Here is a 22990-nt window from a genome sequence, read left to right as displayed (position 1 = left end):
AATAATGCTCCTTAATTTCCCATCACACGGGGATGCTAAAAAGCGGTGCAAAGTTAACACTTTTGCATGGAGTGAGCAAGAATAACCAGGACTATTTTTCTGTATTTATTTCACCTCTACTTTTTTTATGTCCTTTTCTCGCCAAATTCTCGATATTCAAAGGCCACTGTTATGTGTGCCATATTAAATTTGTGTACTATATCTTGGATTTTTAGTATCTTTGCGACTATTATGAATAAGACTGTCATAACTGTATGCCTTTCGGCATTGTTTACCATAGGGGTGGTTGCACAGCAGCCGTCTCAATCATCATCCGGTGAGGTCAAGGAATCCGATATCAAGCAAGAAATATATGCATGGCGAATCCTTCCCCCGCTCGGCCTTCGTGAGCCTGCGCCTGTTGACACGTCACTGTTCAACTACGGGCAGAGATCAATCCCGGCATCTCTTGGCCCGGCATATGCAATCACCGGCAATCTCGGTGGTCCGGGCGAGACCCTGATATACTTTGACCGGAAGCCCACAAGCGAATTTATGTTTAAAGACGCGCTTGCCGCGTGGCTGCCGTCACTTGACACCCAAGAGTTCTTCAATTCCCGCATACCTATGACCTTCCTGTCATACAACACTGCCGGGACAAGGGACAATTCGCAAGACCGCCTTTCCGCGACATTTTCCGGCAATATAAACAAGAGGGCACAAGTAGGAGCCATGTTTGACTATCTGTACTCCAAGGGATGCTACGATTATCAAGCGGTCAAAGGACTTACATGGGGCGCCTCTGGTTCATACATAGGCGACCGTTATGAAATGCAGGCGTTTTACAACCATTGGAATTCGCTTGGCAAAGAAAACGGAGGTATCACCGACGACCTATACATAACCGACCCGGCGCAGCTGCAGGGCGGACAGACCACAATTCAAGCAAAGTCGATACCGACGCGCCTCACCGGTGCATTCAATCGAGTGGTGGGCGGCGAGCTTTACATGAACAATGCCTACAAGGTCGGATTCTGGAAGGATGTGGAGGTCGATGACAGCACAACGGTTGAAGAGTTTGTTCCGGTGTCAAGCTTTAGCTGGACACTGAACTACAAGACCGGACGACGGAAATTTATAGACACAGGCTCGAGCGACAATGAATTTTGGAAAAACAGCTACTTCAATCTTGACGGAAGCAATGACGAAACCAAATACTGGTCTCTGACCAATACGGTAGGGGTGTCGTTGCTTGAAGAGTTCAATAAATTTGCAAAATTCGGGCTTACCGCATTTCTGACTCATGAGATAAGAAAATACAGCCAATACCACGACACAATACCCACCGGTGACAACCGCCCTGAAGGTCTGACACCATATCCGGTCTCGGCTGCTGCAATCAAAGGGGTCCAAAACCTTCTGTGGGTGGGCGGGCAGCTCACAAAGCAGCGCGGCTCGCTGCTTACATATGAAGCCACTGCCCGCTTCGGGCTTCTCGGCTCGTCAATCGGCGACATTGACATCGACGGTAATGTGTCAACCCGATTCAGACTTTTCGGGGACTCGGTGACGATAACCGGTTATGGTCAATTTCACAACACTGAGGCTCCGTATCTGCTCAACCATTATGTGTCAAACCATTTCATCTGGGAAAATAATTTCGGAAAGACCCGCAGCCTGCGCCTTGGCGGAATATTGAACATACCGCATACGCGCACATATATTAATGTCGGGGTAGAGAACGCGCAGAATCTTATATATTTCGACTCGTCGTGCATGCCGGTGCAGCATAGTGGCAACGTGCAAGTGTTCAGCGCGTCAATCAATCAGAACTTCAAGTTTGGTCCGCTTCATTGGGATAACCGTGTCACCTATCAGGAAACATCCGACGCCAATGTAATCCCGCTGCCGCGTCTTTCGGTTTACTCCAACCTGTATCTTCGCTTTACGGTGGCAAGGGTACTGCATGTTCAATTTGGCGTGGACTGCGATTATTATACAAAGTACAAGGCTGTGGATTATCAGCCCGCCACAATGAGCTTCTACAACCAGAAAGACATCGAATGTGGAAATTATCCTTTCATGAACGCCTATGTGAACATGAAGTTGAGCAAAGCGCGTTTTTATGTTTTGTTCAGTCATGTCAACCAAGGGCTGACAGGAGACAACTATTTCTCCATGCCTCATTATCCTCTTAATCCCCGACGCTTCCAGATGGGTGTGTCGATTGACTTTGCCAACTGATAAAAACGATGCCTTACCAACCGATAAAAAAGAAAAGCAATACAATAGTGTTGCTTGCCGGACTCGGACTTGCTCTCGGAGCGATGTATTCGCTCCGTAGATGCGGCCATTCCGATGTCCCGCCTCGTCATGTCTCTTCCGGAGGCGACACGATTGACGTCGCGATAGAGTATTCGCCGATGTCGTTCTACAGATATGAAGACACATTAGGCGGTTTCAATTACGACCTTCTGCGCATCATAGCGCGCGACCACGGGCTGACATTGAAATTTCATCCGATAGTAAGCCTGTCGCAATCGCTCGGATATATTGAAGACAATACCTACGACATCCTCGCCGCCGACCTGCCGGCGACCGCCGATTTCAAGGACAACTATAACCTGCTTGAACCGGTGCTGCTTGACCGCCAGGTATTGGTACAGCGTCGCGACTCGACAGGAGAGGCTCCGGTCAAATCGCAGCTCGACCTTGCGGGCGACACTGTATGGGTAGTAGAAGGCTCGTCGGTGAAAAGCCGTATCGTAAATCTCGGACATGAGATAGGGGACACGATATACATGAAATGCGAGCCGGAATACGGCGCGGAGCAACTTGTCATATTGGTTGCAACAGGAGAAATCAATAATGCCGTCATAAGCGAGCGTGTGGCCCGTGACATGGCAAAGGACTATCCTGACATTGACATCAGCACCAACATATCGTTTACTCAGTTCCAGTCGTGGATAGTAAGCGAAAAAAGACCATCGCTTAGCGACAGTCTTAATTTATGGATTAACGATATAAAAGCTACCGGGGAATATGATGCTCTCCGCAAGCGATATCTTAAATAATGCCGATTATATCGTTTATGTCTTCAATGCCATGGCGGTTGCAATAATCGTCCATGTAGTCGATTATCTTCATCGTCACAGCGGGGTCTACGAAGTTGGCTGTGCCTACTTCCACTGCAGTCGCGCCTGCCAGCATAAACTCAAGCGCGTCTCTGCCGTCCATTATGCCGCCAAGACCGATGACAGGTATATTGACAGCGTGGGCAACCTGCCAAACCATACGCACCGCCACAGGACGCACTGCCGGGCCTGAGAGCCCTCCGGTAATCGTGGATAGGCACGGGCGGCGTCGCTCAACATCTATAGCCATTCCGAGAAGCGTATTAATAAGCGACAGCGAATCCACGCCCTCATTTTCGACCGCCTTGGCGATCGATACGATATCTGTCACATTGGGCGACAGTTTTACTATCACAGTCTTTGAGTAGGCTTTTCTTACAGCCCTCGCAACTTCAGCAGCGCCTTCGCATGTAGTTCCGAAAGCCATGCCCCCCTGTTTTACATTCGGGCAGGAAATATTGACTTCAATCGCTTTTATGCGGTCAAGCTCATTGAGCTTCTCACATACGGCTACATAATCACTGATCGTGGCTCCCGATACATTTACTATTATGTTGGAGTCAATATCCTTTATGTCCGGATATATATTCTCTATAAAATAATCCACGCCTTTGTTCTGAAGCCCCACGGCATTCAACATTCCCGACGGTGTTTCAGCCATACGCGGATAGGGGTTGCCTTCACGATGATGAAGGGTGGTTCCTTTTACAACGAAGCCTCCGAGGCGGTTCAGGTCAATGAAATCGGAAAACTCCAGTCCGTAACCAAAGGTGCCGGATGCAGTCAATACTGGATTCTTAAATGAGAGATCGCCTATCTTTACTTCTAATCTTGCCATGTCAGTTCATTTATATTAAAAACGGGGCCTTCGGTACATACACACACATTTCCTTTCACAGTGTTCTCGACACAGCACAGACAGGCGCCGAGCCCACAAGCCATCATGTTTTCAAGCGACACCTCACATGTCGCACCTACCTCACGTGCTTTCTTTGCCACTGCTTTCATCATCGGTGCCGGTCCGCAGCAATAAATGAAGTCAGTGTGCCGCGACAAAATAGTGTTTGCAGTGATAAGTCCGGTCTCGCCAAGCGAACCGTCTTCAGTGGAGACATAGACTTTGCCAATGCCGGTAAATTCGTCAAGCTCCAGGATGTCATTTGCAGAACGCGCACCCAACAAGAATTCAGGACGGAATCCGAGACGCTTGAGCTCGGCGCCCCAGAAAAGCATTGGGGCGACTCCTACACCGCCACCGACAAGCAAGACACTTGCGCCCTGGCCGGGCATTGAAAATGCATTGCCGAGGGGGAGCAGAAGGTTGACGGTGTCACGCGCACTCTTTTCACATAATGCACGTGTGCCTTCTCCTGCCTTCCTTACAAGCAGCCACAGCTGATTGTTTTGCCGGTCGACATAATTTATGGAAATCGGTCTACGCAAGAATGTGGTCTTGGAGTTGTCAATCGAAACCTGGACAAACTGCCCGGGCATCAGCTCCGGCAAAGTTCCCTCAGCCGGCTTTAATATTAGCAAGGAATATAGCTCATGTATGTGTCGATTTTCGACAACATGAAAATCCATTATGTACTTTTTCATTTTGGAATATTTTCCACAAAAATACAAAATTTATTTATATATAGGAAAATAATCGGAAGCGCTGTCAATTACTTTTAGGAACAAATGTGTCAAAGCTGTTGTCAGAGTAAAACACCATTATAGAAACAACTTTTCGCGACTTGCCCAAATTAAACGACATGGATTCAGCCGACGGATTATCGCATTTTGCAGTATCGCGCTCTTGAGGATGGGGAATATTACGTACTTTTTCCGCAGTAAAATTATCTGACTCTTTTTCGTGTTCGTTTGTAAATTGGGTATCGAAATCGCTAAATAACTCATTGCTTGATGGTAAGGGTAGCGAGTCGTCGTCATTTTCATGATTTTGAGGCTCTGAGATTTGCATATTTGCATTGTATCCCATATCTCCTTCGCCAAACATCAGCCACGAGACGGAAAGAGAGGGATAGGCGCGATGGATTTTCTCAATAACTTCATTGCTGACCTTTTTATTCCTGCCATTGAGTAGCTGTGACAGGGATGGCCGAGGGATGCCGCATGTGTCAGCAAATTGAGAATACTGGATCCCGGAGGTATCCATGAATCTTTTTAAACGAGAGGCTATATCCATGACTGTTTCTATTATGCAATTAACAATGTGCAAATGTAATTAATTAAATTGTAAATTCAAAATTTTCACTTTGAAATATTTAATTCAATAATACAAATAGGCTTTGTTTGGAATTGCAATTTGCATACTTAAATAGAGGAATTATATTGAAGTCTTACTTTAAACACTCTATAATAGTTGCTGATATTTAAGTATGTACTCTAAGAGATGTCACATACTGCGCCCGATACCGCGCTTTTGGTGTTAGCTTCTAAAGTAGTAGTTTGATTTTTTAACGTAACCAATATGGCAATAAGCGCATTATAACTATTACTTATTATTGTTAACACTTAAAATTTATATTTGGGAATAGCACAGGAAAGGATATTTGCGGATGATAATCCATTCTAATTTTGCAAATGTAATTTGCATTTGCAAGTTAGAATATTAAGCAGCTGTGAGAATTAATTTTCTTTTCAGAATGTACAAACTTTAATTATCCGATACAATTTTATATCGTAAACAATATTGGCATTCTTAAATGCCATCTCTATCATTTTGCTCTTCTATATCTATAACGTGGCTGAAAATAGAAATGATTACGATGTTATTGGAAATTAACACCGTAATCATCTTATTCTCTGATATTTAACAAATATTTAAAGCACTCAGCTATTTTTGTCAGATATGCAAATTTTATGATATGTTTTATAGCATATTTTCTTTGACTTATTTGCGAGCACCTTGGTAGCCGATTTCTTCTGCTATATATTTCGCTGTAGGCGATTTTTTTGATGAAATCTCAACCGGAGTACCTTCTGCGACTATTGTACCTCCATTCTTGCCTCCTTCCGGTCCCATATCTATTATATAATCAGCACACTTTAATACGTCAAGATTATGCTCGATTACAAGTACGGTGTTTCCTTTGTCGACAAGTCGGTTCAACACTCCAAGAAGTATATTTATGTCTTCAAAATGCAAGCCGGTCGTAGGTTCATCAAGAATAAAGAGGGTCTTTCCCGTATCACGTTTAGCAAGCTCTGTAGCGAGTTTCACGCGCTGATTCTCCCCTCCTGACAGCGTACTTGAGGGCTGACCAAGCTTTATATATCCAAGGCCTATATCTTGAAGCACCTGTATTTTTTTCAATATATTCGGTATGCCCTGGAAAAACTCTACAGCTTGGTTTATCGTCATGTCAAGCACGTCGGCAATGGATTTTCCCTTATATCTCACCTCAAGAGTCTCCCTGTTATAGCGTTTACCGCCACATACCTCGCATGGCACAAGCACATCCGGGAGGAAGTTCATTTCTATGACTTTGTATCCGTTTCCGCTGCAAGCTTCGCATCTGCCACCGGCAACGTTAAACGAGAATCTGCCCGGCTTGTATCCGCGCACTTTTGCCTCGGGAAGGTTTACAAACAGGTTGCGGATATCGGAAAATACACCGGTATATGTGGCCGGATTGGATCTTGGAGAACGGCCCAGCGGCGACTGGTCAACAGTCACAATCTTGTCGATATTCTCTATGCCGTCAATCGATTCATAGGGCAACGGCTCCTGAAGAGAGCGGTAGAAATGCTTGCTCAGGATAGGCTGCAACGTGCCGTTTATAAGGCTCGATTTGCCGCTTCCTGACACCCCTGACACACATACAAGCTTTCCTAATGGCAGCCTTAATGTGACATTTTTAAGATTATGTCCGCGACATCCGGCAAGAGTGATATATTTACCATTTCCTTCTCTTGTCTTTTCCGGAACGGCGATCTGTTTCTCTCCATTAAGATAATCGGCGGTCAATGTATGGGTGGCAAGCATCTCCTTGGGAGTGCCGGCAAATACCACATTACCGCCTTTCCTGCCTGCCTTCGGACCTATGTCGATTACATAATCTGCCTCAAGCATAATTTCCTTGTCGTGCTCGACCACGATAATTGAATTATATGCATCTCGAAGGCGCTTCAAGGAGTCGATTAAGCGTTTATTGTCGCGTTGGTGCAGCCCTATGCTTGGTTCGTCAAGTATATACATTACATTGACAAGTTCCGAGCCAAGCTGCGTCGCAAGTCTTATACGCTGGCTTTCTCCGCCTGACAACGTGGCTGAATTACGATTAAGCGACAGGTATTCAAGCCCCACATCTACAAGAAATTTCAGTCTGGACCGAATCTCCTTCAATATCTCCTTGCCGATTAGCTGCTGTTGCGGCGACAGCTTGCACTCGACATCGCTTACCCATTCATACAATGCCGATACATTCATTGCCGCAAGGTCGGCAATATTTTTACCGTCTATATAGAAATGCAACGCTTCGCGGTTAAGCCTCTGTCCGTTACATTCGGGACACACGGCACGTGAATAATACTGTCCGCTCCATTTCTGTGCTTTTGCCGACGCGTCATCTGACTGTTGCAATTCAAGATACTTGACAAGCCCCTCGTAGGTCTGGAAATAAGAAAATGTATTCTGCGATTCCGTCTTAATCTGAAGTCGTTCATTAGTACCGTTAAGGATGTCATTGATTGCGTCCTCGCTCAAATCCTTTATCGGGGTTTTCAGTGTGTGACCATACTTCTCGCATATCGCCGAAATCTGCCAGAATATCATTGAATTCTTGTAAGAGCCAAGTGCGACAATTCCTCCTTCATGGATAGACAATGACGGATTTGGCATAAGTTTGGAGCGATCCACGATATTCACATAGCCCAATCCTTTACATGCTTCACATGCTCCTTGGGGAGAATTGAACGAGAAGTTATGTGGCGCCGGTTCACGGTATGAGATACCGCTTACCGGGTCCATCAACATCTGGCTATAGTAGCCGATGGAGTCATCGTCAAGGTCGTAGACCATCATCTGCTTGCCGCCTTGCTGTAGCGATTTGTCGACAGAGTCATGTAGGCGTGTCACATCTTTTGCATTAACCTTCAGCTTGTCGACCACAAGCTCCACCGAGTGATTCTTATATCGGTCAAGCTTCATGCCGAACGTGATTTCCCTTAGCTCGCCATCTACTCTGACTGTCAGGAAACCCTTCTTGCGAAGCTGCTCGAAGAGCTCTTTATAGTGACCTTTCCTGTTCTTGACAAGCGGTGCAAGAAGATATATCTTGTGTCCGTCATATTTATTGATAATCATGGACACAATCTTTTCTTCGGTATATTTCACCATTTTTTCACCCGAAATATAGCTTATAGCCTCGCCAATCCTGGCATACAGCAATCGGAGATAGTCATATATCTCGGTAGTGGTGCCGATTGTGCTTCGGGGATTGCGGTTGATGGTCTTCTGTTCAATTGCGATTACCGGACTGAGCCCTGATATGTTGTCAACATCAGGACGCTCAAGAGTGCCGAGCATATTTCTGGCATAAGCAGAGAATGTCTCGATATACCGTCGCTGTCCCTCGGCAAAAATCGTGTCAAACGCAAGAGAAGACTTGCCGCTGCCACTTAGTCCCGTTATTACGGTAAGCTTGTTGTGAGGGATAGTTACGTCAATATTTTTCAGGTTATGCACCCTCGCTCCTATGACCGAGAGGCTATCTTGATTCTCATCCATATCAATTGTTATCGTTAATCAACGGTCCAAGAGTCGTTATACGTCTTTCTTTGTTGTGTCGACCTGCTAAGGTCGCTCTTCTCCGGGATTGCCACCGAGTAAGCTTTGCCGGTCTTGTTGGGCAGTGATTTAGCTCTTATCCAAGGGTTGAAATCTCTTAGTTGCATATAGCTTATGCCTTGTTTTTTTGCCCATGCCGCCCAGTCTTCCACCGGATAATCGACAATGACGGTTTTGGTTTTTACCGGCTGATAAAGTTGGTCTGACTTCAAGTGATAGCCATATTTTGCCGGTGTCTCCATGATGAGTTTCATGGCAAGCAGTCGGTATATGTAACGTGCGGTCTCATCGACAAGATACAGGTTATAAGCCGATTCCTCTCCCTGCGCGGCAATCTCGTTGCTTATTCTGCCCATGCCGCCATTGTAAGAAGCAGCCGCCGACTCCCAGTTGCCATATTTATTAAAGGCACTTTTCAGATAGCGGCATGCCGCCTCGGTAGCCTTTGCTGTATTGTATCGCTCGTCTACATATTCATTTACCTCAAGCCCATATTGTTTAGCTGTCGCAGCCATGAATTGCCAGAGGCCTGCCGCCTTGGCTCCGGAATAAGCTCGCGGATTCAATGTGCTCTCGATACACGCCAGGTACACCAGATCTTCAGGCACTCCATTCTTTTTCAATATCGGTATAATCTCAGGGAAATACTTGTTGGCTCTTTTCAACACAAGAAGAGTGTTGCCGTGGGTGTAAGCCATAGCCGTCAACTCACGGTCAAGACGTTCATACATGTCGACACGATCCAGGTCAACTGTCTTGCCGGCAAAAACCATTGACTTCGGTATTTCCGGATTTTCAATTGACGAGAACACCACGCTTGAACGTTGTTGCGCGTCAATCAGAATGGGGGTGGAGAGAGATGTGCAGCCAATCATTGTGACCACACATATTTTTGCTATATTTTTTTTATAAGTCATGTCAGTATCGTTTTTTATGATTATTCTGTCAAATTACCTGACCCGGAGTAATTCCGCTTGTAATTTATGATATTTATATCGCCACGCAGATTATACTCCTTGCCATCGGCGCCACGCGCTTTTATCACGTAAAAATATACTCCCGCAGGCACCAGTTTGCCATTATGTTTTCCATCCCATCCCTGTGAAGGGTCAGAAAAGTGTGCAACCTGAATTCCCCAGCGGTTAAATATATGACACTCAAAATCAATTATTGATTTGTAGCTTACTTTCCAAATGTCGTTTATGCCTTCGCTTGAACCCGGAGAGAATGCATTGGGGCATATTATGTCGGAATCTCCGATCGAGACTTCATAGACAGGGGAGTAAAAGTCACAATCACCGGCTGAATTGCTTGCCATAAACCTTACATAGAACACGCCTTCGTTGTTAAACACATAATTCATGTCAAGTTCATTAGCCCGGTAATCGATAAAATCAAATTCGGAGTCAGTAGCAATCTGCCATTCTTTGAAAATCGCAGCATCTGTTGCCACCGCATGAAAATCAATTTCTACAGGAGCCGAGCCGCCAAGCCCGTTGGTCTCCACCTTTTGCTCGTTGTCGTTGTCGCGTGACACCTGCTGAGCCGACGTTGACGCCTCTACGGCTTTTGATTCATAAAAAGGCGAAACGACAGACCGTGATTCTCCCCATGCGTCAAGAAATATGTCGCCCGAAAGACTGAAATCAGTGTTACATAACGGCGCTGCCACCCTTATCGTCCCTGCTACATGAGAAAGTTCGTCGGCTACATCGTCAAAGACATATATAGCTGCCTCTTCATCATACTTCAATGTGCTGTATCCGAGTTTCATGCCACGCGACAGCTCTTGCTTTTGTCCGTTTACAGAGTAATAATTTATAGCATCTGCATTTCCCGTGAAGTCGAGTATTATCGTCGAACAGTCACTTTCCGGGCTTATCGAAAGCGATCCGAGATTCAGCCTATGAGCGGCATAATTTACGACCCAGTAACAGTGTCGTGTATTTCCGTCCTCAATGATGTATCCCATATCGCCTTGTAGCGAATGTAGTGTAGAGACATTGCCATTGTAGGTTACATCATGGAGCTCTTCGGCATAACCTCCGCCAAGATTACTGAATCGATACCACTTGACCCGGTTGCCGTCGGGGGAATGATAGCTTGCGCTGACGCCGGTGACATCGCTTACCACATATATTGACTCCAGTCCGGTTGAGACAGGTGCCTGCCGGGTGATTACGGCAAGAGTGTTGCCGGAAAAGTCCATCTGTGGAAACGCATTTATATAAAATGCGAGTAGGGTTGCTGAAGTGAGTATTCTTTTCATAGAGGTCGCTTTGACCTACAAAGATAACTTAAAAATGCGAGAATCAGAAAAAATCACATGTTAACTCCTTTAACTAATTCAAGCGGTTTTTGCCGTTTTTGCAGATGCTGTTTGCGCGGTTTTTGCCGACACCGCCGACTTACGTGCCAGGGCATTGGTTATGTACACTGTAAATATAGGGAACAATATGAGTCCTTCAGCTGCAAGAATCACTGCAAGCACCTTTCCTGTAGGGGTTATCGCATTTATATTGCATCCTACTGTCGTGACATCCATAAAAGCCCACCAGAGCGCCGACCAGTAAGTCGTGACGCCGGGATTGATGTAATGTTCTTCAATAAAAAACATCATACTGGCAAAGTATACTGTCGCGACAAGTAGTCCGACATAAGCTGTAAACAGGCTTGATATCTTATCGGTTGACAATACGCCAAGCACAATTGTCAGTACATAGGCTGCGCGTATCATAGGGATAAATCTCACGAGATACTGCAATTCGGGTGACAGACTGATATTATAGTACTCTATTATGTTAAGATACGGTATGCTTACAATCAGGAAAAAGATATGTGACACTATGTATTGCCACTTTTTAGGAGCGAAAAAAAACTCCACAATCACGTCAAATATAAAGAAAAGGCATATCCAGAATTGAATCTTCATGTATGTGTCATTCGCGAGAAATGATATGTTTCTGAAGCAGTCATAGGATATGAGCACGATTAGTCCTATCGAGCAAAGCAGCACCATTATGTGCAGTATGCGTAGTATTATTCTTCCTGCCCCGGTGTGCTTCTCTCTTAGTGCAGGTTTAGACTGATTATTCGGTGTCGCAGTATTATCCATAAATAGCTGAATTTATATTATTAAAAACAAGAAATTCAAAGGATTGTTTTGTTGCCTGTTATATCGAAAAAGCCGGAGGGCTCTCACGAGTCCTCCGGCCTTCATTCATCACATTATGCTTAAAAGTGCTATAGTCTGTTTCTTGCGTTAGTGCGCATTATGAGAAAAAGTACGATTACATCTTTTTGGAATATCTACTCCCGACTACATCCCAGTCGATTATGCTCCACAGCTTGTCAAGAGCCTCGGCACGGCGGTTTTGGTAGTCAAGATAGTATGCGTGTTCCCATACATCAAATGTCAGTATAGGTGTCAGTCCCTGGGTTAACGGGTTGGCGGCATTCGGTCCCTGAGTGATAAAGAGCTTTCCGTCTTTGTCTTGAGAAAGCCAGACCCAACCGGAGCCAAACAATCCGACGCCGGCATCTACAAAGAGTTTTTTGAATTCTTCAAATGATCCGAACTCCTCCTTTATGGCATCAGCCAAATCTCCATGAGGTTCGCCACCACCGTCAGGACTGAATGAAAAGAAGTAAAAAATATGATTCCATGCCTGTGACGCATTGTTAAACAACGGGCCATTGGCTTCACGGATAATCTCTTCAAGCGAAGTGTCCTCCCATTCAGTGTCTCTGATGAGCTTATTAAGATTGTCGATATAAGCTTTTTCATGCTTGCCCCAATGATAGCTTATTGTTTCGGCACTTATTGCAGGAGCAAGGGCGTCGGGCGCATAAGGTAGTTTGGGTTGAGAGTATACGTTAGTTTCCATATTGTATTACTTATTGTTTTGTATGTTTTGAAAGTAAAACGCCCCAAACATTTAAAAGTTTAGGGCGTTTTATCGCTTTAATGCTTTATAACACTTACTAATCCAATACTTTGTATTTGTTAAGATTAGCGAGCGTCTGGTGGTATTGATACTGAGCGGCAAGGTAATCGCGCTCCGCCTGCATGTAGTAATCCATCTCGCCAAGATAGTCAAGGAGTGAAATTTGTCCTCCATCAAGTGACTTACCGAGAAGATCTACGGAGTTGTCGTTTTTCAACACTGCCTCATATGCCGACATCTGCTTGTACAATGCAAGCGCTTTTTCGCGGTCAGCTTTTGCAGTCGCACGCTTTTTAATAGCTACAGTCATCTCGTCATATTCGAGCGAACGACTGAGAGCCTTTGCCGCGCGCACTTTGTTATGGGTTGAAAAAAACGGTAACGTGACTCCTACGATCATGCCATTGAATACATCCCCGTCTTCCCAGCTGTGATGGTATCCGAGAGTAAATCCCGGCAGCCGCGTAAGGCGCTCCGCTTTGACCCGCTGAGCCTGTGACTGCATCATTAACGAGCTGTATTTAACCGAAGGGTCATTTTCTTCAATTATCTTCTCATATTCTTCAGCAGGAAGAATCACGTCGTCGGGATAATTGTCAATTGACGCGATTATATCGTCACAATTTTTGCCGCCGTTCTGGACTTCAAGCGTTGATTTAAGCAGCGCAAATTCCGATTCAAGCGCCGCCATTGACTCATTGAGCCTTATTTTCTCAATCTTTAGCTTTCGCAAGTCAAGTATTGTCAGTTCGCCGTTATTGACTCCTGTCGTATACTTTTCAATCATCGTGTCCATCAGGGCAAGGCGTCCTTTTACCACCGCCATGTTTTTCTTGACATTTACAATGTCAATCAGCGTCTGTTTTATTTCCAGCCGCTTGTCAATATAATTGCTGCGGTTAAGATAGCTCATCGCTTCTGATGCAATTTTATTTGCCTTGCCACGTGCTGCATATACCCCTGGCCAGTCAAATCCTTGAGTCACGTTGACATCAAATTTATCACCGACCTCATGGCGCCCCCACTGATATTCCAGCTCGACTTCAGGGTCGGGGAGGTTGTTTTCGCTTTTAAGTGAAAGCAACTCACTGTGCGTGGCAGCCACCGATGACATGAGTTCCGTATTGTTGCTCACAACTTTATTAAGCAAGGTGTCAAAATTTTGAGCAGGGGCATCAAAAGAGAATATCCCTACAGTGAAAAGCAATAAGCTTGTACTTGATTTCAGCATGAGATGTTTCTAAGTTTTTTTGAGTTCAACTTGCAAAGTTACACTTTTTTTCTATTTGTTAAATAATATAACACGGGCGTAACGAATATGTTTAGCAACGTAGATGTTATCAAACCGCCTAAAATCACTATTGCCATAGGTGATTGAATCTCATTTCCCGGCTCTCCGCCACGCAATGCGAGCGGTATCAGTGCCAGCGCCGATGTAAGCGCCGTCATCATGATAGGCAACAGCCTGTCGACAGAACCTGTTCTTATGCGGTCGATTAGCCCCACATGCTCTTGGGCAAGATGGTTGTAACGCGATATGAGCAGCATGCCGTTGCGTGTTGTTATGCCAAGCAGCGAGATAAAACCGATAATGGCCGGTATGTTTATTTCACCTGAAGTAAACCGGAGTATCAGGATTCCGCCTATCATGGCGAGAGGCATGTTCACCAGTATTATCATTGTCTGCTTGATGTCATGAAACTCGGAATAGAGCAGCATCATAATTATTATCAGCGCGCCCAATGATGTCAATGCAAGTGTACGGGATGCCTCCGATTCACTTTCAAATTGTCCTGAATAGTTTAGGTAATAGCCGTCAGGCATCTTTACATTATCATCAATCTTCTTTCTGATGTCATTTACCGCACTTCTTAAATCCCTGTCATCTACATTTGCAGAAACCACGATACGACGACTCACATTTTCCCGGTTAATGGTGTTAGGACCGGTTGTAGATACTATATCGGCAACATTGTCGAGAGGTATTTTGCCTACATTGCTGTCAATCATCAACTCCGAGATTGCGGCAAGCGTTTCCCGATTTACATCGCTTACTCTTAATGTCACGTCGTAGGGAAGTCCGCCTTCATAGACCTGCGAGACGGTTTTTCCACCAAGAGTAATATTTATGAACTCGGCAAATTTGTTTACCGGTATTCCATACCGTGCAAGCATCTCTCTGCGGGGACGGATGTCAAGCTGCGGTCGGCCTACCTGCTGCTCAATATTAACATCAACGATTCCGGGTATATCGGAAATCTGATTTTTTATTTCAGAACCAACGGAGTAGAGTGATTGCAGGTCATCGCCAAATATCTTAATTGCAATCTGCGCTTCAGTTCCTGACAGCATGGCGTCTATGCGGTGAGAAATAGGCTGACCAATCTCTATGTTTACTCCCGGAATCTCGGATAGTTTAGCTCGCAGTTCACGGACGACTTCGCTCCGTGAACGGTCGGAAAGCACATAAGGAGCCTCTATTTCGGAAACATTCACTCCAAGCGAATGCTCGTCAAGCTCGGCGCGTCCTGTCTTTCTTGCTACAGTCTTCACTTCCGGGACTGACATTATTGCCTCTTCTGCAATCCTGCCGATATGATCACTCTCTTCAAGAGAAATACCCGGCAACGCACTTACATTTATTGTAAACGAGCCTTCGTTAAATGAGGGGAGGAAACTGCGTCCAAGCGTAAAGAATAGTCCGAGTGTCAATATAAACAGAGCCGATACTCCTGCAATCATGGACTTCCTGTGATTGAACGCCACTTCGAGTCCACGCCTATATAGCGATTTTAGATTTCTTGCAACCCATGATTCTTTACCAAGTCGGTCGGCTTTGTCGCTTTTTAGCAGATAACTACACAATACAGGAGTAAGAGTAAGAGCGACAACGGTAGATGCGATAAGTGCAACTATAAAAGATATGCCAAGAGGAATAAGCATTCTTCCTTCAAGTCCACGTAAAAAGAATAAGGGAAGGAAGCTTGCGATAATTATAAGCGAAGAGTTGAATATGGGCATACGAACTTCTTTTGACGCCTCAAATACCACTGACAGCACAGAGCGTCGCTTGTCATCGGGCAGCGAGGAGTTTTCTCGTAACCGCTTATAAACATTTTCGACATCGACTATCGCGTCGTCCACAAGCGAGCCGATAGCGATGGCAATACCGCCGAGACTCATGGTGTTTATGCTCATGCCAAGCATGTTGAGCACTATTATCGTAACTATAATGGACATAGGCAACGCCACAAGCGAGATGAGCGTCGTGCGTACATTCATCAAGAAGAAAAACAGGATGACAATGACAAATATAGCTCCCTCAAATAATGATTGCTGGAGATTGCTTATAGAGCTGTCTATAAAGTCACTTTGCCGGAATATGTCAGTGGAAATCCGTATGTCTGACGGCATTGTTGCCGATAGGCGAGATAATTCCTCTTCTATTGTCGACGTCAGTTCGATGGTGCCTGTCGAGGGTTGCTTTGTAACGGTAAGCAATACAGAAGGAGTGCCGTTTATTGACGCCGCTCCTGTCAACGGGAGCTTTCCTCCGACAACGATGTCAGCGACATCCGACAACAGCACTATTCCACGGTCATCGCTCCTTACAACCGAATTTCCGAGTTCATCTACCGATGATGTATTTATGTCACCTTTGATTATGTATTCATTGCCATAGTCATATGTGATACCTCCTGATGCATTGTCATTGATTGACTCGGTGGCAGCAACCACTTCGTCAAGGGTGACATCAAAATGCTTCATTTTATCAGGATTCATCTGAATCTGATACTCTTTTACGTCGCCACCAAGCACCGACACCTGAGACACACCGCCGATGGAGAGCAAATGTGGCGCGATAGTCCGGTCAGCGATAGTGCGTAATTCTGTCATTGACGTCGAGTCGGAGGTGAGTCCGATTATAAGCATCTCGCCCAAAATTGACGACTGAGGACCTATCACAGGCGTCCCGACACCGGAAGGAAGTTTTTCGGCTACCTCGTTAAGCCTTTCAGCGACAATCTGTCGGGCTTTGTAAATATCGGTACCCCAGTCAAATTCAATCCATACAACAGAAAATCCTGTAGCCGACGACGATCTAACACGGCGCACGTCGGTAGCTCCGTTTACTGCTGTTTCAACAGGGTAGGTGACCACCTTCTCAACTTCTTCCGGTGCCAGACCCGGTGCCTCTGTCATCACAACAACGGTAGGCGCATTCAAGTCAGGGAATATGTCCACATCCATCTTTAACAACACCGCACAGCCGGCGAGAAGAAGAAGCCCCGACAATACCACAACCGTGACACGGTTGGCAAGCGAAAACTTTATTATCTTGTTAAGCATGATCTTAATGATTGTGGGAGTGACCCTCCGGAACTACATTTGATGTTTCTGCGAGTTTTACAAAAATCACGCCTTCGGTGACTACATTCTCGCCCTCTTTGATGCCTGACAACAGTTCGACTTCCTTTCCATTGGAAATGCCGACAGTTACGTTGCGTTTCTCATAACCGTGGTCATCAATCTTGACATAGGCAAATAGTTTGCCCTGCTGTTCAGTGAGCGCGCTTGATGGAATGACAAGAGCGGAATCAGTAGCAGCACTTTGAAGATATACCTCTGCTGAGGAGCCGGGGACAATCGTTCCATTGTTGTCAAAAGCGAAGTAAACAGGTATATAGCCCGGTTGTACTGCAATATTCTCGGCTGAGGATGTGCGTTTGCCATTGAGTTCAGCCATAGAATATATTTCATCGGAATATGACGGTCTAAAGTTAGCGGTAGTCACCTTAGATAATCGGGAATGATATTTCTGAGGGACATCAGCTTTCAACAGGAGGTGAGAATTGCGTGATAGGGTAGCCACAGGCTCTCCGGCATTTACATATGCGCCCTGATTAACCAGTAACTCTGTAATTACGCCATTAGCCGGCGACACTATAGAGCTGCCAGAAGTGCGACCGGAATATGCGGCCCGTGCCTGCTCATAAGCTGCAAGCGCCGCATTATAGTCTTTTGCAGAGACTATCCCTTCCTTATATAGCGGAGTGATACGGTCTAATTCCTTTTTAGCCGATTGGTATTGTACTGAGGCGACTTCATCGGCATCACCTCCGGCAAATCCTTTGGACGTCACAGCACCGATAGTTGCTCCTGACCTCAGTTTCATTCCGGGGGAGATTCCATTGTTAAATGATACTATTCCTGATGATTTTGCGACAATTGCAGTAACATCATCAGGTGTACCTGTGATACTTCCGCTCACCTTTATAGCGTCGGAGAATGGTTGCCGGCATATAGTCTGTACTTTTACGCCATACTTCTCCGCAGCCTCAGGCGAGAGTACAATTTCATCCGGATTACTTTTATTTTCGTCATGTGAATGATCGTGAGTTTCATGTTCCGACACCTCTTCCTCTGCAGAGTGATGACTATGACCGGAATGGTTGTCATGATTACACGAAGACATAGCTAATAGGCTTATTAGCAAGAATATAGATGTATATTTCATGTGGAATTTAAATTGTTATTTTTATTAAAATACTGACTTACAGACTATTGAACGGGTAATAGCCGATTAAAATCTCCACATGACCGGAGGTGCCCTGAATATTGATGATGACCTGATTATCTGCAACAAACACCGTTGAGAGTGGCTGTCGTCACACGAATAGACTTGAGTAATCCATTCTGATAATTCTAATTTCTTATTTGAGTTAAGGAATATATCAAAAACAGCAATCAACAGAATATTTTGCATAGCCTGTTGCCTGAATTTCCCGGGTTGGTCAATATGCATTGAGCATTTGTGTCCATTGCAATCCGGCTCATGTTCCGGATTTGACATGTAGTGGTGGTGACACTCGTTAAAGGAGAGGTGACCGTCGTTAAAGTTGACTACTACGTCCTTTTCCGACGGAATCGTGAAATAAATAGAGCCGTGACAGTCATGGTGATGAAACTGTAGTGTAGTAGTCAGCAAGACTAACACACTCAGTAATAACGGAAATATTTTATAGCAAATTGACTTCACGTTGTAAAGATAGTTATTTTTGTGCAAATTTACAGCAGTAGTGTCGCAACCGGGTTGCAGAGAGCCCTATTTTTAAGTATCAATCATTTCCCATAATCAATATTATGTTAAATACGATTGAACGGGGAAATACAATCTAATTACCCAACAATACCCCAACCCTCCAAAATATAGTATCCCCTCAAACATAGAGTCAATAAAAAAGCGAGATGAGGTTTTCATCCCGCTTTTCAATATATCATGCTCATTTTAATTGGTCACACATCCGGGAAGATTGCGGCAATTGTACTGAGACGCCATAATCTCACCATATGCACCTGCCGAACGGATTGCAATCAAGTCACCTCGTTTTGTTACAGGAAGAGTCTCTTCAACACCAAAACAATCAGACGATTCGCATATAGGTCCCACGACATCATATGTCTCCGTAGCGATATCGGTTGATGTTATGTTCTGAATAACATGATGAGCCTGATACAGCGCAGGACGTATCAAGTCGGTCATTCCGGCATCTACAATCACAAATTTCTTTTTAAGCCCTTCTTTAACATACCGTACTTTTGTAATTAAAGAGCCACACTGCCCTACGATTGACCTACCCAATTCAAAATGAACCTGTTGAGTAGAATCAAGACGAAGGTTATTGCGAAATACCTCAAAATATGACTTAAAGTCAGGTATCGGCTGTCCGTCAGGGTCTTCATAATCTATACCAAGACCACCGCCTACATTAATTGACTGAAACTCAACTCCAAGCTTCTTATATGTATCAATCAGTCCGTTAATGCGTTCACACAACAGTTTAAACGGTTCCATTACCGTAATCTGCGAACCTATGTGAAAATGAAGTCCGACGAGACGCAGATTAGGACTCTTCAGACAGTAGTCCACAGCGCTACGCAACATGTCAAGTGCAACGCCAAACTTGTTTTCTTCGAGGCCGGTAGTAATATAATGGTGTGTATGTGCGTCAATATCAGGATTCACGCGAATGGCAATATTGGCAACCTTGCATTTTACCGCAGCCATCTCTTGAATCAGCTGAAGTTCAGGGATTGACTCCACATTAAAACACTCTATATCATTGTCAAGGGCATAGTCAATTTCGCTGTCGCCCTTCCCTACTCCCGCAAATACAATCTTTGACGCTGGGAATCCGGCTTTCAGCGCAGCTCTGATCTCTCCCTCACTAACACAGTCCACACCTAATCCTGCTTCTGAAATCTTCTTGATTACAAGTGGATTGGCATTGGCTTTTATAGCGTAGTGTACATGGAAATTATCGTCATGCGCCGAGTCTTTTACTGCATCAAGAGTACGCCGGAGCAACTCCATGTCATAGAAATAAAACGGAGTTGCCGCAGCTTCAAATTCTTTAATCGGGAAATTACTCATCTTATCCTAAATTAAGCGTTAAACCTTATGTTTAAACAATCTGTCGCTTAACAAGTTGAGCGCTTTCACCTTATCTTCCTTTCTTACAAGGAAAGATATATTATAATTACTGCCGCCATAAGAAATCATGCGCACCGGAATTTCTTTAAGCGCATCAAGAGCCTCGGCTTCAAAACCACGGTTCTGCCATTCCAAATCACCTACGACACAGATTATAACCATGTCACGGTCAATTGTCACAGTGCCAAATTTGCGCAAATCATCAAGTATGTGATTGAGATTGCGCTCATTATCAATAGTAAGCGACACTCCTACCTCCGAGGTGGCAATCATGTCAATAGGAGTCTGGTGGGTCTCAAAGACTTCAAATACCTTGCGCAGGAAACCGTAAGCGAGCAGCATCCTGCCCGACTTGATTTTTATTGCCGTGATATTGTCTTTAGCCGCAACAGCCTTAATCTTTCGCGGATCCTGTATATTATGAATCAAAGTCCCGGCTGCGTCAGGCTGCATGGTGTTAAGCAATCTTACAGGTATGTTATTTAGCTTCGCAGGAAGAATACATGTAGGATGAAGAATCTTCGCGCCAAAATAGGCAAGCTCGGCAGCTTCTTCAAAGTGAAGTTCCTTAACAGGTTGTGTTCCCTCTACAAATCGGGGATCGTTGTTATGCATACCGTCGATGTCGGTCCAGATTTCGATTTCATCAGCGTTGATTGCCGCGCCTATAAGCGAAGCGGTGTAATCGCTTCCCCCACGCTGCAGATTGTCAATCTCGCCATATGCATTGCGGCAAATGTAGCCCTGTGTGATATACATGTCGGCGTCCTGATGCTTCTCCATCTGAGCATTCAGCTTCTGACGGATATATTGAGTGTCAGGCTCGGCATTCTTGTCAGTGCGCATAAAGTCCAGCGCAGGCAACAACACTGAGTTGATACCTTTTTCCTGAAGATATATATTCATCATGGCAGTTGACATGAGCTCACCCTGCGCAAGAATCTCCTTTTCTTCAAAAAGAGTGAAAATATCCTTAGTGAATGAACGTATGTAATTGAAACATCCCTTCACTTCCTTAGTGGCAGCTTCCTTAGCTGCAGGAGTGTCATACAGCTCATCTATCGTACGCATGTATTTCGATTCAAGCTGGTTGACGGTCTCTTTTGCCCCGTCAATGTTCTTTTTGTAGAGATATTCCGATATTTCAACAAGAGTATTGGTGGTACCGGACATAGCTGACAATACAACAATGTTTTTACCACGCGAGGTTACAAGCCCGGCTACTTCCTTGATACGCTGGGCTGAACCTACAGAAGTGCCTCCAAATTTTAAAACCTTCATTCTGATTATATCTAATAATTACAAATATTCTTGCAAAATTAATAAAAAACCGTCAAACCATTGACATTAATTGCACGCAATTCCATCCATAGGAGAAAGATGCTTGTCATCGCAGCGCAACACCTTTCCCGGAAAGGTGTCAAGAAGGCTAAGGTTATGGGTTGCCATAATTACAGCAGTGCCTTCCGATGCTATACGATGCAGATACCTTACAATCTGCTCGCCTGTAGCGGGGTCAAGATTGCCAGTAGGCTCATCGGCGAGTATAAGTCTCGGTCGGTTCAACAAAGCCCGCGCAATCACAATACGCTGCTGCTCACCACCTGACAGTTCATGAGGCATCTTGTATGACTTGGTAATCATGCCTACCTCTTTAAGCACCTCCTCAATGCGGTCGTCCATGTCGCTCTTGTTTTTCCACCCTGTCGCCTGCAGCACAAATAGCAGATTCTCGTATACAGTACGGTCAGTCAACAGCTGGAAGTCCTGAAATACGATTCCAATTTCGCGCCGCAACATAGGAATCTTCTTGCGCTTGATTGCAGAGATTTCATAGTCCAGGACATGAGCCTCACCGGTCTCTACCGGGATTTCGGCATACATTGACTTCAGCAGGCTGCTTTTTCCACTGCCCACCTTGCCGATGATATATAAAAACTCACCTTCTTCAACCTCAAGATTCACGTTTTTAAGGACTACATGCTCCTTCCGCAGAATCTCGACATTCTTATAATCAATGACTTTCATTTCAGGGTGTTATACTTTGTGTCGGCGTGCAAGTTCGGCTGAAAGTTCTTCGATCCTGTGTCCCTTTGCGGTCAAAAGCACAATCAGGTGATATATAAGGTCAGAAGCTTCATATATGAGACGCGTATCGGAGCCATTGGTCGCCTCAATAACGGTCTCTACCGCTTCTTCTCCCACTTTCTGAGCCATGCGGTTAAGCCCTTTCTTAAAAAGGAGCGTAGTGTAAGAATCTTCCGGCATCTCTTCATGACGCTTTATTATAAAGTCCTGAAGGTAGGATAGAAATTCTATACCCCGCTTGTTTTCTGTGCCGAAACAGGTGTCTGTGCCATTATGACATACCGGGCCGACAGGTCTGACTTTTATAAGAAGGGTATCGTTGTCGCAATCTTCTTCTATCGATACTACGTTTAAGAAATTGCCACTCTCCTCCCCTTTTGTCCAAAGACGGTTCTTTGTGCGGCTGAAAAAAGTAACCTTACCGTCGGCGACAGTCTTATCATAAGCTTCCTGGTTCATGAAACCAAGCATCAAAACATTTTTTGTCTGCGCGTCCTGAATTATAGCCGGTATAAGACCGCCAAGTTTCTGAAAGTTTAGGTTTGCCATA

The 22990-nt window shown here is 44.9% G+C and carries 17 protein-coding genes; 2 read left to right on the top strand and 15 right to left on the bottom strand.

The features are described 5' to 3' along the window. Positions 1-231: 231 nt before the first annotated feature. Positions 232-2223, top strand: a complete 1992-nt coding sequence (locus E4T81_RS10610) for a putative porin (protein ID WP_135044322.1) — start codon at positions 232-234, stop codon at positions 2221-2223. Positions 2224-2231: 8 nt separating this feature from the next. After that, complete coding sequence (locus tag E4T81_RS10605; protein ID WP_135044320.1) at positions 2232-3053, top strand: transporter substrate-binding domain-containing protein; 822 nt, start codon at positions 2232-2234, stop codon at positions 3051-3053. Here E4T81_RS10605 and E4T81_RS10600 read toward each other — a convergent pair. The 15 genes from E4T81_RS10600 to hisIE form a co-directional block, all read right to left on the bottom strand. Further along, on the bottom strand, positions 3046-3951 hold the full coding sequence (locus E4T81_RS10600) for a dihydroorotate dehydrogenase (protein WP_135044318.1): 906 nt from the start codon (positions 3949-3951) through the stop codon (positions 3046-3048). The genes E4T81_RS10605 and E4T81_RS10600 overlap by 8 nt on opposite strands. Beyond that, complete coding sequence (locus E4T81_RS10595; protein ID WP_135044316.1) at positions 3939-4712, bottom strand: dihydroorotate dehydrogenase electron transfer subunit; 774 nt, start codon at positions 4710-4712, stop codon at positions 3939-3941. Before E4T81_RS10595 ends, E4T81_RS10600 begins: the two co-directional genes overlap by 13 nt. 64 nt (positions 4713-4776) lie before the next feature. Beyond that, on the bottom strand, positions 4777-5304 hold the full coding sequence (locus E4T81_RS10590) for a helix-turn-helix domain-containing protein (protein WP_135044314.1): 528 nt from the start codon (positions 5302-5304) through the stop codon (positions 4777-4779). Between the two features lie 708 nt (positions 5305-6012). Next, positions 6013-8850: an excinuclease ABC subunit UvrA gene (uvrA, locus tag E4T81_RS10585; protein ID WP_135044312.1), complete on the bottom strand. Its 2838-nt coding sequence runs from the start codon at positions 8848-8850 to the stop codon at positions 6013-6015. A gap of 14 nt (positions 8851-8864) precedes the next feature. Then, the gene (locus E4T81_RS10580) at positions 8865-9827 is read right to left on the bottom strand and encodes a lytic transglycosylase domain-containing protein (RefSeq protein ID WP_135044310.1); all 963 of its coding nucleotides are present in this window, start codon (positions 9825-9827) and stop codon (positions 8865-8867) included. Positions 9828-9847: 20 nt separating this feature from the next. Further along, complete coding sequence (locus E4T81_RS10575) at positions 9848-11179, bottom strand: gliding motility-associated C-terminal domain-containing protein (RefSeq protein WP_135044308.1); 1332 nt, start codon at positions 11177-11179, stop codon at positions 9848-9850. Between the two features lie 78 nt (positions 11180-11257). After that, a complete protein-coding gene (locus E4T81_RS10570; RefSeq protein ID WP_371683046.1) occupies positions 11258-11929 on the bottom strand; it encodes an ion channel in 672 nt (223 codons plus the stop codon). Between the two features lie 271 nt (positions 11930-12200). After that, a complete protein-coding gene (locus tag E4T81_RS10565; RefSeq protein WP_135044304.1) occupies positions 12201-12797 on the bottom strand; it encodes a superoxide dismutase in 597 nt (198 codons plus the stop codon). Between the two features lie 97 nt (positions 12798-12894). Beyond that, positions 12895-14088, bottom strand: a complete 1194-nt coding sequence (locus E4T81_RS10560) for a TolC family protein (protein WP_135044301.1) — start codon at positions 14086-14088, stop codon at positions 12895-12897. A gap of 38 nt (positions 14089-14126) precedes the next feature. Continuing rightward, the gene (locus tag E4T81_RS10555; protein WP_135044299.1) at positions 14127-17207 is read right to left on the bottom strand and encodes an efflux RND transporter permease subunit; all 3081 of its coding nucleotides are present in this window, start codon (positions 17205-17207) and stop codon (positions 14127-14129) included. Positions 17208-17211: 4 nt separating this feature from the next. Beyond that, the gene (locus E4T81_RS10550; RefSeq protein WP_167761843.1) at positions 17212-18333 is read right to left on the bottom strand and encodes an efflux RND transporter periplasmic adaptor subunit; all 1122 of its coding nucleotides are present in this window, start codon (positions 18331-18333) and stop codon (positions 17212-17214) included. A gap of 813 nt (positions 18334-19146) precedes the next feature. After that, positions 19147-20292, bottom strand: coding sequence for a diaminopimelate decarboxylase (gene lysA / locus E4T81_RS10545; protein ID WP_135044295.1), 1146 nt, complete (start codon positions 20290-20292; stop codon positions 19147-19149). A gap of 18 nt (positions 20293-20310) precedes the next feature. Next, positions 20311-21633, bottom strand: coding sequence for an aspartate kinase (locus E4T81_RS10540; protein WP_135044294.1), 1323 nt, complete (start codon positions 21631-21633; stop codon positions 20311-20313). Between the two features lie 66 nt (positions 21634-21699). Further along, positions 21700-22380 carry a cell division ATP-binding protein FtsE gene (locus E4T81_RS10535; protein WP_135044293.1) on the bottom strand — a complete coding sequence of 227 codons (681 nt, stop codon included), beginning with the start codon at positions 22378-22380 and terminating at the stop codon, positions 21700-21702. A gap of 9 nt (positions 22381-22389) precedes the next feature. Then, complete coding sequence (hisIE, locus tag E4T81_RS10530) at positions 22390-22989, bottom strand: bifunctional phosphoribosyl-AMP cyclohydrolase/phosphoribosyl-ATP diphosphatase HisIE (protein ID WP_135044291.1); 600 nt, start codon at positions 22987-22989, stop codon at positions 22390-22392. Between the last annotated feature and the right edge of the window lies 1 nt (position 22990).

Origin of the sequence: Barnesiella sp. WM24 (assembly GCF_004570975.1) — a bacterium.
In the GTDB taxonomy this organism is placed as follows: domain Bacteria; phylum Bacteroidota; class Bacteroidia; order Bacteroidales; family Muribaculaceae; genus Muribaculum.
The sequence above is the reverse complement of the archived record's forward strand: the minus strand, read 5'-3'. Positions and strand labels throughout refer to the sequence as shown.

Coding starts and splice junctions, on each gene's coding strand:
- E4T81_RS10610 (WP_135044322.1), top strand. CDS start 232: ATGAATAAGACTGTCATAACTGTATGCCTTTCGGCATTGTTTACCATA.
- E4T81_RS10605 (WP_135044320.1), top strand. CDS start 2,232: ATGCCTTACCAACCGATAAAAAAGAAAAGCAATACAATAGTGTTGCTT.
- E4T81_RS10600 (WP_135044318.1), bottom strand. CDS start 3,951: ATGGCAAGATTAGAAGTAAAGATAGGCGATCTCTCATTTAAGAATCCA.
- E4T81_RS10595 (WP_135044316.1), bottom strand. CDS start 4,712: ATGAAAAAGTACATAATGGATTTTCATGTTGTCGAAAATCGACACATA.
- E4T81_RS10590 (WP_135044314.1), bottom strand. CDS start 5,304: ATGGATATAGCCTCTCGTTTAAAAAGATTCATGGATACCTCCGGGATC.
- uvrA (WP_135044312.1), bottom strand. CDS start 8,850: ATGGATGAGAATCAAGATAGCCTCTCGGTCATAGGAGCGAGGGTGCAT.
- E4T81_RS10580 (WP_135044310.1), bottom strand. CDS start 9,827: ATGACTTATAAAAAAAATATAGCAAAAATATGTGTGGTCACAATGATT.
- E4T81_RS10575 (WP_135044308.1), bottom strand. CDS start 11,179: ATGAAAAGAATACTCACTTCAGCAACCCTACTCGCATTTTATATAAAT.
- E4T81_RS10570 (WP_371683046.1), bottom strand. CDS start 11,929: ATGGTGCTGCTTTGCTCGATAGGACTAATCGTGCTCATATCCTATGAC.
- E4T81_RS10565 (WP_135044304.1), bottom strand. CDS start 12,797: ATGGAAACTAACGTATACTCTCAACCCAAACTACCTTATGCGCCCGAC.
- E4T81_RS10560 (WP_135044301.1), bottom strand. CDS start 14,088: ATGCTGAAATCAAGTACAAGCTTATTGCTTTTCACTGTAGGGATATTC.
- E4T81_RS10555 (WP_135044299.1), bottom strand. CDS start 17,207: ATGCTTAACAAGATAATAAAGTTTTCGCTTGCCAACCGTGTCACGGTT.
- E4T81_RS10550 (WP_167761843.1), bottom strand. CDS start 18,333: ATGTCTTCGTGTAATCATGACAACCATTCCGGTCATAGTCATCACTCT.
- lysA (WP_135044295.1), bottom strand. CDS start 20,292: ATGAGTAATTTCCCGATTAAAGAATTTGAAGCTGCGGCAACTCCGTTT.
- E4T81_RS10540 (WP_135044294.1), bottom strand. CDS start 21,633: ATGAAGGTTTTAAAATTTGGAGGCACTTCTGTAGGTTCAGCCCAGCGT.
- E4T81_RS10535 (WP_135044293.1), bottom strand. CDS start 22,380: ATGAAAGTCATTGATTATAAGAATGTCGAGATTCTGCGGAAGGAGCAT.
- hisIE (WP_135044291.1), bottom strand. CDS start 22,989: ATGGCAAACCTAAACTTTCAGAAACTTGGCGGTCTTATACCGGCTATA.